7 protein-coding genes are annotated in these 13,269 nt (G+C 45.6%); 5 read left to right on the top strand and 2 right to left on the bottom strand.

Features of this window, described 5'->3' with window-relative positions; translation table 11 throughout:
* Nucleotides 1-42 precede the first annotated feature (42 nt).
* The 5 genes from ACJJIJ_RS08435 (at nt 43) to ACJJIJ_RS08415 (ending at nt 8,180) form a co-directional block, all read left to right on the top strand.
* Entirely contained in the window at nt 43-1,374 is a 1,332-nt protein-coding gene (locus ACJJIJ_RS08435; protein WP_444939275.1) for a TolC family protein, read from the top strand.
* Between the two features lie 14 nt (nt 1,375-1,388).
* Nucleotides 1,389-2,642, top strand: coding sequence for an efflux RND transporter periplasmic adaptor subunit (locus ACJJIJ_RS08430; protein ID WP_444900653.1), 1,254 nt, complete (start codon nt 1,389-1,391; stop codon nt 2,640-2,642).
* 13 nt (nt 2,643-2,655) lie between these two features.
* Entirely contained in the window at nt 2,656-5,802 is a 3,147-nt protein-coding gene (locus tag ACJJIJ_RS08425; RefSeq protein ID WP_444884744.1) for an efflux RND transporter permease subunit, read from the top strand.
* A gap of 227 nt (nt 5,803-6,029) precedes the next feature.
* Entirely contained in the window at nt 6,030-6,470 is a 441-nt protein-coding gene (locus ACJJIJ_RS08420; protein ID WP_444900654.1) for a hypothetical protein, read from the top strand.
* Nucleotides 6,471-7,373: 903 nt separating this feature from the next.
* The gene (locus ACJJIJ_RS08415; RefSeq protein ID WP_444900655.1) at nt 7,374-8,180 is read left to right on the top strand and encodes a zinc metalloprotease; all 807 of its coding nucleotides are present in this window, start codon (nt 7,374-7,376) and stop codon (nt 8,178-8,180) included.
* Nucleotides 8,181-8,940: 760 nt separating this feature from the next.
* Here ACJJIJ_RS08415 and ACJJIJ_RS08410 read toward each other — a convergent pair.
* Both ACJJIJ_RS08410 and ACJJIJ_RS08405 read right to left on the bottom strand, forming a co-directional pair.
* Nucleotides 8,941-9,492: a serine protease external chaperone gene (locus tag ACJJIJ_RS08410; RefSeq protein WP_444900656.1), complete on the bottom strand. Its 552-nt coding sequence runs from the start codon at nt 9,490-9,492 to the stop codon at nt 8,941-8,943.
* A 13-nt stretch (nt 9,493-9,505) separates the two neighbouring features.
* Nucleotides 9,506-12,184, bottom strand: coding sequence for a S8 family serine peptidase (locus tag ACJJIJ_RS08405; protein WP_444939274.1), 2,679 nt, complete (start codon nt 12,182-12,184; stop codon nt 9,506-9,508).
* Between the last annotated feature and the right edge of the window lie 1,085 nt (nt 12,185-13,269).

Below are 13,269 nucleotides of genomic sequence, written 5' to 3'. Positions count from 1 at the left end.
AGACCCAACTCACGTATATGGGATGTGATTTGGGAGATATCCATGGATTTGTTTCACACGCTCATTGCGAGTGTGATTCGTCGCCTTGCCGCCTGGCTATTGGTGATGGTGATATTGTGTTTGCCTGTGCAACCTGTATTTGCACAGGAGGGGGACTTGCTAACACTACCGGATGCGATAGGGCTTACGCTTGCGCAGAATCCGGAGCTTGCAGTTTTTCCATTGCAGAAAAGGGGTTTGGATGGTGCCGGGCAGACTGCGGCACTAAAGCCGGAGATGGAGCTGGGTGTTGAGGCCGAGTACAAGCACTTCAATGAAGGTGACTCGGACAATACTCCAGATCCAGAGGATGATGCCGACAATGAGTTTGAGCTGACGGTAACTCTTTCTTCAGTCGTGGAGCTGGGCAATAAACGCCAGGCTCGTATAGATGTTGTCAATGCGCAGCGCGACCTGCTAATCGCCGATGAGCAGGCTAAGGCTTTGGATCTGTTGGCGGAAGTGATCCGCCGCTATACCCAGGTCTTGGCCGCCCAAGAGCTGGTGGTTTTGGCGGAAGAGAAAGTCGCGCTGGCACGTGAGGCTTTGAGCGCTGTAAGCGCGCGGGTCAGTGCTGCGGCCAGCCCCGTCTCAGAGCGTATGCGTGCGGAGTCTTCTCTGGCAAAAGCGGTCCTCGCACAACAGATGGATCAGAGCATGCTGGTGTACTACAAGCATGCGCTCTCGGCACTCTGGGGGCAGCCAGCCCAAAGTTATCGCGTGGACACCGCTGAGCTTTATCGCTTTGATCCGGGTGCAAGTTTTGAGGCGCTTTATGAAAGAGCCCAGGCAAACCCTGCGATAGCACGGTTTGCTTCTGAAGAGCGTTTGCAAGCTTCCCGGCTACGCCTGACCCAGGCGAATTCCAGACCGGATGTTGGATGGTATGCAGGTCTTCGTGTGAATCCGGCAGTTAATGAAACTGCAGTCCAAGCGGGTTTCAGCGTCCCCCTATTTACCGCCAAACGTAATCGCGGTGCTGAGCTAACGGCAATGACAGAGCTGGATGAGGTCATGCTGCGTCGTGAGGCAGCACTTTTGCAGCTCTACCCACAGCTTTTTCTCGCAGTGACCAGCCGTGAACAGGCTCTGGGCACTGTCTCCACCTTGCAAGACTCTGTAATCCCCAAGCTGCGCCAGGCTTTAACTGAAGTGGATCGCGCTTACCGCCGGGGTAGGGATTCCTATGTAGACCTGATTTCTGCCCGGGATGAATTGTTGAGTGCCGAGCGAGCCCGCATTGAAGCGGCGCGATCCGTACTTCTTTTCGGCGCAGAAATTGAACAGCTGACCGCCGGGCCCTTAGGGCCCATGAGCGTCGATAGCAGTAAATAATTTTGGATTGAAATATGAGTGAGTCAACTAAAGCGAATCAGCTGGCGATACTGTTCCTTTCCCTGTTTCTCTTGGGGAATTGGTTGGTGCCCCAAAGCTATGCAAGTGGTGATCATAGTGATAGCCATGATGAGCACGGCGAGCATGAGGTAGAGAAAGGCCCAAATGGAGGCCGTTTATTGGAAAAGGGTGATCTGTCAGTTGAACTGCTTATTTATGAGCGAGGCATTCAGCCGGAATTTCGCGCTTGGATTTCTCGGGGAGATAAGCCTCAGGAAAATGCTCGCCTTGCCGTAGAGTTAAAGAGACTCGGTGGGAAAGTGGATCGTATCTCATTTACCTGGGAGCAACGCAACGGGTATTACCGCGGAGAAGGTGCTGTAGGGGAGCCGCATTCTTTCGATGTTGCTGTTTCTGTTCTTCATAACGGGGAGCGAGCAGAATGGAGTTACGAATCCCATGAAGGCCGTGTACAAATCTCTGAGGAAATGGCAATAAAAGCCGGCATTGAAACTACTGTTGCTGGCTCCGGCACAATAAAAGAGAGTGTCACTCTATACGGTAAAACAGCCGTTGATCACCGCAGCCTTAGCCATGTGCGCGCACGCTACCCGGGAACTCTGGTCACTATCGAAAAAGCACTGGGTGATTTGGTAGAAAAAGGGGAAAAACTCGCTACGATTGAATCCAATGACAGCCTGCAAACTTACCCGCTGGTTGCGCCTATTAGCGGCCAGATAATCGATAAACAAGCCAGCCGTGGTGAGTTTAGTGGTGAGCGAGTCCTGTTTACTATCGCCAATTACAATCAATTGTGGGCTGAACTACAGGTATTCCCCACTCGTCGTGGCCAGATCAGTCGCGGCCAAAAAGTATCCATTAAAGCTGGAGAGAGAACTTTCGATTCAACCATTGCTAGCCTCGCTCCCGGCGGTAATGGCCAGCCCTTCGCGATTGCAAGAGCGGTAATTGAGAATCCTAACGATCTTTGGACAACCGATTTAATGGTTCAGGGCCAAGTGGTAACCAGTGAAAGCCCTGTACCTCTCGTGGTGGAAAATCGGGCTCTGCAGCCATTTCGCAATTGGACAGTGGTATTTGTCAAGGTGGGCGAAGCCTACGAAATTCGCCCGCTCAAGCTTGGGCGTACCGATGGCAAAGTAACGGAAGTGCTGAGTGGTCTCAAAGCGGGGGATCGCTATGTCACTGAGAACAGCTATCTGATCAAAGCGGATATCGAAAAATCCGGCGCTGCACATAACCACTAATTGAGGCCAGAAGATGATTGAAGGCATCCTGCGCTTCTCAATTGAGCGGCGTTTTTTCGTGCTGTCCCTGATCTTTGTATTGGTGGGGCTGGGGATTTGGAGTTACCAGAAACTACCGATTGATGCGGTCCCCGATATTACCAATGTCCAGGTACAGATTAATACTGAGGCCCCCGGATACTCGCCATTAGAAGCTGAGCAACGGATTACCTACCCGGTGGAGGCAGCTCTTGCCGGTCTCCCCAACTTGGAATACACCCGTTCGATTTCCCGCTATGGGCTATCTCAGGTCACTGTGGTTTTTAAGGAGGGGACTGATCTCTATTTTGCCCGTAATTTAATTAACAGTCGCCTCGGTGCCATAAAGAGCAATTTACCCCCGGAGCTGGAGCCCGAGATGGGGCCTATTGCCACCGGTCTTGGTGAGATCTTTATGTACACAGTGGAGGCAAACCCCGGCGCTACCCAGCCGAACGGGCAGCCCTACGATGCCACGGCACTGCGGGAAATTCAGGATTGGATTATCAAGCCGCAATTGTCTTTGGTGCCCGGTGTTACAGAAGTGAATACCATTGGTGGCTACAACAAACAGTATCACGTTACTCCCAATCCTCGGCAGATGCTCAACTTTGGTCTTTCCATGGAAGATATCGCCGAAGCCCTGCGTCGGAATAACGAGAGTCGAGGTGCCGGCTACCTGGAGAATAATGGTCGTCAATTATTAGTGCGCTCACCAGGCCAGTTACAAGGTATCGCCGAAATTGAAGATGTAGTGATTACCAGTCGCAGTGGGGCGCCGGTTAAAGTTTCGGACGTGGCGGAAGTGGCTATCGGAAAGGAACTGCGTACCGGCGCTGCCACGCGTGATGGTGTAGAAACGGTACTGGGTACCGCCATGATGCTGGTGGGGGAGAACTCCCGAGAGGTAGCCCGCAATGTTGCGGTTGCCTTGGAGGGAGTAAAGTCTACCGTGCCGGAGGGTATTAAGGTAGAAGCGGTTTACGACCGCACCACTCTGGTAGATAAAGCCATTGCTACGGTACAGAAAAACCTTATCGAGGGGGCGTTACTGGTTGTTGTAGTGTTGTTCCTGCTACTGGGGAATATTCGAGCAGCTTTTATCACCGCAGCAGTAATTCCGCTTTCTATGCTCGCCACAATTTTCGGCATGGTGCAAACCGGTGTTTCCGCAAACTTGATGAGTCTTGGTGCTCTAGACTTCGGATTGATTGTCGATGGGGCGGTGATTATTGTCGAGAATGCCATTCGCAGACTTGCCGAAGCCCAGGGCCGTAAAGGCGGCAAGTTGCCCTTGCAAGAGCGACTGGAACTGGTTTTTCAAGCCACTAACGAAGTTATTCGCCCAAGCTTGTTTGGTGTGTTGATTATCACGGTGGTGTATATACCATTGTTCACCTTAACCGGTGTGGAAGGCAAGATGTTCCACCCCATGGCTGCTACTGTAGTAATGGCTTTGCTGGCTGCGCTGGTACTTTCACTGACAGTTGTACCGGCAGCGGTTGCTGTTTTCCTCACAGGCAAAATCAGTGAGAAAGAAAACAAGCTGATCGTTGCTACCAAATCTCTTTATAAGCCACTGCTAATCGCTGCGATGAAAGTGCGCTGGCTGGTACTTTCCGGGGCTCTTGCACTGGTACTTTTTTGTAGCTGGCTTGCAACCACCCTGGGCTCGGAATTTATTCCTCAATTGAATGAGGGAGATATCGCACTACACGCCTTGCGGATTCCCGGCACCGGTTTGGAGCAATCGGTCGAGATGCAGCGCTTGTTGGAACAGCGAATTAAAGAATTTCCTCAGGTAGACAAAGTATTCGCAAAGATAGGCACACCAGAAGTGGCCACAGACCCAATGCCCCCCAATGTGGCCGATAATTTTGTGATCCTAAAACCCCGGAGCCAGTGGCCTAATCCGAAACTACCTCAAGAGCAACTGGTAGCAGAGCTTGAAGAAGCTGTGCGTCAGTTGCCAGGTAACAACTACGAATTTACTCAGCCAATTCAGATGCGCTTTAACGAACTGATTTCCGGGGTGCGTGCAGATCTGGGCATCAAAGTATTCGGCGATGATCTGGATCAGCTGGTGGCCTCCGCTAATGAAATCCTCGGTGTGCTCAATGGTATTGAAGGGGTTGCCGATGCGAGGGTAGAGCAGGTAGAGGGACTGCCGGTTCTCTCTGTTGTGCCCAAGCGAATCGCACTTGCCCGTTACGGTATTGATCTGAAAACACTGCAGGATTTAGTATCCACCGCGATTGGTGGGGAGGAGGCCGGATTGATTTACGAAGGAGACCGTCGTTTCCAATTGGTAGTCCGCCTGCCGGAGGAACTACGTCGTGATTACGAAAGTCTCGGTGATTTACCTGTGCCGTTACCCGCCGGTAGTCCACTGGGTAGCTATGTGCCATTGTCTGAAGTTGCCAGTTTGGAGATGACGCCAGCTCCAAATCAAATAAGCCGTGAAAATGGTAAGCGACGTGTGGTGGTAACAGCCAACGTGCGCGACCGTGATCTGGGTTCTTTTGTGGAAGAGGCGAGGGCGAGTATCAAGCAGCAGGTATCCCTGCCAGCAGGATATTGGCTTGCCTATGGGGGTACCTTCGAACAGCTGGAATCCGCAAGTACCCGCTTGTCAATCGTAGTGCCGTTAACGTTGCTTATCATTCTCGGCTTACTGGTAATGGCTTTTGGATCGTTTAAGGATGCCCTGATTATCTTTACCGGAGTCCCCTTGGCGTTGACTGGGGGTGTCCTGGCTCTATGGATGCGTGGTATGCCACTGTCGATCTCTGCAGGAGTTGGCTTCATCGCCCTATCAGGTGTGGCAGTCTTAAATGGCCTGGTAATGCTCTCTTTTATCCGTCAATTACGCCAGCAAGGAGGTGGGCTTTTCACTTCAATTATCGATGGCGCCATGACCCGTCTGCGTCCGGTGTTGATGACTGCATTGGTGGCCAGCCTCGGCTTTGTGCCTATGGCTTTGAATGTAGGTACAGGAGCTGAAGTGCAAAGACCCCTAGCAACGGTAGTGATTGGGGGAATTATTTCTTCGACATTGTTGACGTTATTTGTATTGCCACTGCTTTATCGGATTGTACATGGAAGAGAGGAGGCTAATAGGGACACAAGGATAGCCGAATAAACTGATCAGCTTACTCATACTACCTCAGGGAGTTAGAGTTAGTATGAGTAGGGCTCCTATTGCAAACCATACGATAGCTGACAAATATGCCATTATTCTGTCTGGCTTAAATATACTGGGGCTACGACTCTTTGAATCGTAAGTGATTTTTTAGTAGTCATAGTTTTCAACGTAATTTACTTTGTATCTGAAATTTTGAGTGTCCAAACAAAGTTGGGGAATTCAAAATGACTGAAAGTTACTGGAAATTTAAACCGTTTGTAGGGGTGTTTTTGGGCGCTGCTTGGTTCACATCCCTGGTCCTTGGTCTTAAATTTTGGGAGATGACACACACAGCAACATTATTTCCAAGCTTACCTAGAGCAATGCAATTTGCTCTAGTCTTGTCTTTAACTGGAGTAATAATATTTGTATTAGCAGAGCTCATCGTTTTAAGGTTTCAAATTAATCAGAATAAATGTTTTCAGCACCTCGAAAGGTGCTGGACTCTATACTTGCTCGCTATATTAATTTTTACTTACTTTGTGGCTCATTTGCCGAATTCTAATGAGCATGTAGAGGCTCCTCTAATAGCATTAGCTGCCGCACTCATGTTGTTATTCTTGGGTATTTGTATTGATATAGTGATGTTCAATCTATATAGGTGGGTGGCACTAATTAAGAATTAAAAAAATAAAGCGTCGCTAGCCATCAAGTCATTTATTTGGCGATACTCTCATGATGCCACTTGTTCCCATTATATCAATTTATCAAACGATGGCTTTGCCAAGGGGGGATCAAAAGCAAAGAGTAGGTAAAGAAGTGAGATAAAATTGAACGAGTGATTCAGGTTCAAGCTACTGGAGCGCCTTTGCTGGTTTGTTGGGTTTCTTCTACTACGTTGTGCTTTCTTATAGAAATCTACTTTATCCGTGAATCTAGAATGATATTTTTGGGAAGTTAACGAAATACCTGAACAGATTTTTGGAGGTTTCACTTTCTGGCCCACTGTGCTGGGCTTAGTTCTCTTGTTGGTGAAGGTCATTATGATTGTTGAGCCCAGGCAGTATCACTTTGCACTGTTTTTAGGTGGTCACTAGAAAACTGCTATGTCCAGTTTTAACTTGAGTATTTCTTACCTTTCATGGATGGATAAAACTCCTGTTGAGCTCAGTCTTAAGATCACATAACCATGTGATCTTCTGTCCGATCCTTAAAGTGCAGCATCAGGTGTCGTCGGACGTATACCTTGCCTACCAGGCGCAGCTGAAGTCTATTGATACGGTCGGGGGCTATCATTTTTGCCAATTAGATTAAACTTGAAGGCGTCTACAACAATAAGAAGCAGACTACCGACAAAGCTAAAGAAAGTCTTCGCCACTTAATCCATGTCTTTGGAGTAGAGACTGTTGATGCCTACTCGGATGGGACTTGGTTAAGCAATGAGAATAGTGCTATGGCATAGATTATGAGGTTCTAATATAGTTTCAAAAGGATTCTGCTGCGAGAAACCACCTATATCCCCGCGTTTTACTAAACATGTATTATCGTTTTAGTTATGTTTCTTTAATATTTTATATTGGTGGATTACAGTGTCATCAGACAATAGCAGCTATTCAAATGAAACACTCCATCTGGAACTTAAGTCAAAAAAAGAATGTGATTCTTGCGTCGAGCCTATGGTTCATAAGTATGGTGAGAATAAGATTTGTGTCACTGATAAAGTGGGATATCCTGCCTTAAAAAATAGATCCCCGCTGGATTTAGTGTTGCACAGTGGAGAGGGGTACATCCCCCTATGGGGTAAAGATGTAACGCTCAGGTGGAAATTTGATGAAGAGTCTTTGCGGTATTTTAAAAACCCAGACGAAGTAAAAAGCTATATTCGGGCTCTACTTGGGGAGGCCTTGTTAAAGTGGGGGGATGCTTCTCCGGTCAAATTTAATGAGAACCCAAATGTTTGGGACTTTAAAATTAGAGTAGAGCCTGTAGAAAGTTGTAGTGTGGTAGGTTGTACTTTAGCGCGTGCCTTTTTTCCTAATTCGGGGCGTAATGAACTGGTGCTCTTTCCCACAATGTTTGAGCAAAGTCGGAAAGAGCAGGTTGATACCATGATTCACGAGCTGGGCCATATATTTGGGTTGAGGCATTTCTTTGCTGACTTGAAAGAGAAAGCTTGGCCCAGCGTGATCTATGGTGTGCATAAGCCATTTTCCATTATGAATTATGGCGAAAAAAGTGAGCTCACTGAAGCTGATAAGAATGATTTGAAAACTCTTTATGATTTAGCTTGGTCTAAACAGTTGACCGAAATTGATGGGGCGAAAATTAGATTTGTTAAACCATATCATGAGACTATTGAACAGGCACCTGTTTTCGTTGAGGTTTCAATTGTGTAAACTCTAAAGTGCTCTAGAATTGGTGGGCTAGTGAAGTGTAGTGATCAACTGTAGTAGTTCAGACTTGATTTGATAGTTACCGGTTTTTTCAAAAGGTGCTCTGTCAGGTTAAATTCAGTTTACGAATTCTTCCTTCCAGGTCTTTTATTTAGGTCAATATGATCATTATCGTAATATACGAGTCCATAGAACTTTCGACGCAATGAGGGCTGCTGAAGCCCCTGCAAATGGTTTTATGGGAGCGTTTATAGATAGTGTTCGTTTGTGGGTGCTTGACTTTTGGCTTGGTAAGCTCTATCTCGTTTATGCTCAAGTTCAACTGATAATCATGCTGCTTCAACTTGCCACAATATTCAGTTCCGCAGTAAGGGTACACAGTACCGGTAGGTTATGCGTGGCATAAAATAGTAATACATGTCTTTCAGAAAGTCTACCGCGGTCATTGGTGTTTGGTGCTATACGGCTCGCAGTGGGTTACCCTTGCAAAGGTATCGACGGTTGGGCGATAGAGAGTGCTGGAAAAGCTCTGGCGCTTCACATATGGGGCAGTATGATACTAGTGTTAATATTTTTTGGTTTTACAATCCAGGCTTGAGTATCCACTTTCGGCAAGCTGGAAAAGCTAGCGGCCAGAATTCATAGTCCAAATCTTGTTGATTAAATCCGGGCGGTGTTCGCCATCTGCAATTGAAAAGGCATCACTTATTAGCGATGCCTTTTGCTTTTATAAGATAAAACTCACTTCTATAGGTTGTTTTATCTATTGTGCTTTATGCATAGTTTCAGTGACTTCGACTCGACTTTCAATTGTCAGGCCAGACTGTTTTATTGCATTGAAAGCTTCTAACAAATCATTGCCTTCTTTAATTTTCAAGATGGCAATATCAGTACCAGGAAATACCGACAATACTTTCATGCCGGTAGCTTCAGCTACTTCAGATGCAGTAACATTTTTACTTAATAAAATTGTTACGTTTCCAGTTAGAGTTGTTAATTCTTTCGTTATTGTGTTTCGTACTATTGTACCTTTACCGACAATATCTTTTACAGAATCGTCACCAATATTCACTATAGCTACTTCACCTTTTCTTGCAACAATATGTTCAGGTGCAGCAATCGATGATGGGACACTTTTCAGTGATCGCTCAACTTTAAAGATGCCAAGCTCAGCAGAGTCTGTTGTTGCTGCAGCTAAAGTTTTTAGCGGTTTGGTTCCGGCATTTTTTTTGTCCATGCTATCAATGGAGCTAGCTTGCGCCATGCCTGATACACATAATGCGGCAGTTAAGATCAGTAATTTATTTAACTTCATTGTATTATCCTTCTTATTGAGCAGCACGACCGAATGTTCTTAATGATACCCCCTCTAGAACACTTTCTACGGGATTGTTTATCATGCCTGTCGGCTTCTCTTCGGTCTCTTCATTTACAAGAATAACGAGATCTTCTGTGTCACTAAATTCAAAGTTGGTGTCACCGGTATCTAGTGCCTTGATAGTCCAAGTTCCCCTAGCATTTTCGCCATAAAACGCATTAGATAGGAATACGGCACCATCCAAGATATAACCTTCGCTATACCCATTTGCAGAGCTCCAAGAAGCCTCCAGTAATGCCTGCTTAGAGGAGAGCAAAACGCTTCTAGTACCTGAAGGAGAGACTACTTCAAGCGCCAGGTCGTTACCTGCAGAGGATAGTAGATTATCATTTACAAAAGACCCCATATCATCATTGCGGATATCAAACTCGAATTGCATAGCTTCAATAATGATATCTTCTGTTACTTCGATTTGCCGAGTTACACCAATTGCACTGTTGTCTGGAATAGTTGCCTGCAAGGCTTCCTCTCCAGCAGTTGAGCCTAAACCTTTCCATTCGGTGATAATTTGCTCGCCAAGATTTTCTGAGTAGTCTAAAGCCTTAGCAACAGCTGCGCCGGCATCAACACGGCCAAAGCCATAGAGGTTATTAAAATGATAGCCCGCGGCATTTTCAATCCAGCCGTCATGAGCAATAAAAGAACCTTCCCCAATTGTCAGCTCAACTTTTTCGTTTTCGGCGTCAATCAAAGTACTTGTTGAAGCCAGAATGTGTCGAACATCACGCCAAGTCAGTTCTGGGTTTGCGGATAAGATTAGAGACACAACACCTGATGCATTCGGTGCAGCGGAAGATGTCCCATTGAAAGTTGAAGTATAGTTGCAGCTTGCATTTTCTGGGTGACCAGGGTAGTTGAACGGGAACTGGCTAGCTGCAAAGTCTTCGCCATAGGCGCCGCCCCAAGCGCTGATTGTTCTACCATTGAAGCCGGAATAACCATTAATACAGGTCATTTGGTCTGTTGTTACCATCGCTGGCGCCCAGCGACCATACTCACCCGCAGGAGCTGATATCATTGTGCTTGCGCCGGCTGTTGAGTAACTGGTATGTTTGCCGTTGGCGTTCACTGCAGCAACACTCAAGTAGTATGGGTGGGCCTGACTGGGTTCGAACGCTGCGCTATAACATGTTAAACCTAATTCATTAGCGCCATTGTCTTTACAGAAAGCCCCTTCGCGGCCGCCATCTATAAAAGAATTACCATTAGACTTAATGTTCAAAGCGCCTTTGCCGCTTCGAAGCATAAGATTAGGGTAAGATTCAATAGCTTCATCTAAAGCAGAGTAAGCAATAAAAGCTGGCCAAGTGATACCGTAGCTGCGATTAAATGCTGAGATTTCCTCGCTTGTAGAAATACCACTTCCAGGAAACCCATGAATTAACAGTTCGGTTTGCTCTATTGTATCACCGCCCAAATAATTCATGCCGATTAACCCAGTATCTGGGGATGTGCCACGGCTACCTATATTGTTCCAGCCTTTAGCAGCAATTAAGCCCGCGACACTAGTACCATGATCGCCGCTATTGGAGAGACTGGTCGGGTCTGTTCTGTCGTTTGCCGATAAAGCTAAATTGAGAGAGCGATTAACTAGCACATTATCTATTAAGTCTTCATGACGAATCTCTAGACCAGAGTCTACGACAACCGCTGTTACACCTGCACCAGTTACACCCTGAGCATAAGCAGCTGCAACATTCATATCTTCGCCGGCAACAAGCTCCTCGGCTTCACCTTCTGCAAGTGCTTCGGCAGCTTCTACGGGTGTGTAAAATCCTGCATCTACCAAACCTTGAGCCATCTGCTCACTTAATGCATACGATTTTTGCCCTGTATTGCGAAGGTGCCACTGCTGATAAGCTAGTGGGTCATTTGCAACATTCAAGAAGTCAATTGTTGCAGATGTTGAGACGTCATTTGCTGTGACGGTATAAGTAATTGTGGCATCTTGTCCAGAGATTGATCTATATTCAAATCGACCGTCTTCTTCTGTAAGCTCCCCATGGCTAAAAGTATAAATGCCATCTACTTCATTAACAGCCACACCATTCTCAGAAAAACTATAGACTAACTCATCACCATCTTCATCGTTGCCCAGCAGCTCGATAGATATTGGTATCCACTGCTTTGCACCATCTATAGTAACAGTGTTCGCTGTTGGAGGAATATCAGCAATAATTTCGATTCTTGCAGAAGCCGAAGCACCGTTTGCGGTTACGGTATAGGTGATAGTGGCGTCTTGACCTGTGATTGAAGTGTATTCAAAGCCATCATTGTTTAATGATAATTCGCCGTGACTAAATTTATAAACGTCATCAACGGGGGTAATTGCTTTATCTTTTTCTGAAAAACTATAAGTTAAGGCATCACCATCAGGGTCGCTGCCTAATAGTTTTCCGGATACCGGAATTCCTTGCTTAACACCGCTGATAGTTACATCGCTAGCTGTTGGCGGTTTATCGGCGGGAGTAGGTGTAGGTGTAGGTGTAGGTGTAGGTGTAGGTGTAGGAGTAGCTGCAGCAGGAGTGACTGCAGGATCAGAAGATGAGCTACTATTACTATCACAGCCTGTTAATGTTAATAGAACAGCTGCTGAAATTACAGAAAGTCGAAACATCTTTTTATTCATTAAAATTCCCCATTGTCCCTATTTTAAGTAGTTATCGGGTTTTGGCATTATAAACCACCTAGTAGATATTTAGCCAACTAGATTAGGTTAACTTTATTCTGTATAAAACCTGACAAAAAGTATTATTGTGACATTCCATTACCTTTGGATTATTTAGTGTGCAATTAACATAGGCAGGAGATAAACGACTTAAGCTAATTCAGTACTCATTGAGTTACTCAGGCTACTGGGTATATTTTATGTGTGAAGCGATTGGGGGGGGAGTAAATAAATTGGTTGGTGAATTTGAAGGTTACACCAGTATCCACAGCGGAAAGGGATATGCTTTCATGAGCTAGTATGATATTTAAGGTGAGCTGAAAGATTAAAAGCCCCTTTAAATATTACTTTACATGACCAACTTTCAAATAGGTTCAAAAGTAATTCAAGGTTTGAAGTTGACATTTCAAATTATATTGCCAAGCAATTTTGAGAGGCTTTTAAGCTTAATATGGCAGCAATTAAGGCTAGGAAAAGAGCAAAATAAAAAATCTTTTATCGGTAGTTTTAAGGGCTTGGAAAAATAACATATAAAAATAGTAATTTTTTTGAGGTGGAGCCAGCCTTAGCTAATTTTCCTTGGGATGGGTTTTATCTAAATATTGTATAGTATGAAAGGCAAATGTTTTTGGGAGAAAACTTGATAGTTGATTTTCTATGCAAATTGAGTGACATTGTCGTTTCATGGCCTCTAAACGAAGAAGTTTATAAACATTAATTAAATGAAGGTGTTTTCGGCTGTTATATTTGGGTTGATTTGAAGTGCGTTCTATATGGATATTTCTTTCTCGTGCCTTTCTTATTCTGTTTTATACATAAAGCCTTGCTAATAAAGTTGCGGTATTGACTTAAGTTTTGCTGGCTTCTCGACTTTGCGCCAATGTGAGGGATTTGGAATGCAATGCTAAAGGAGGTTTCTAGAATGGCTGCGCCAACGATTTCACATGGTTGGGAGGGGGCTTGTTTTAATGGCTACTTTGCTCAAGTGAAAACCATGTACATAAGTAGTAAAGTGTGACGTCTATTTCTAGTGCATCAAACAATAT

The organism is Microbulbifer mixtoriginis (SeqCode) (assembly GCF_052467945.1).
The sequence above is the reverse complement of the archived record's forward strand: the minus strand, read 5'-3'. Positions and strand labels throughout refer to the sequence as shown.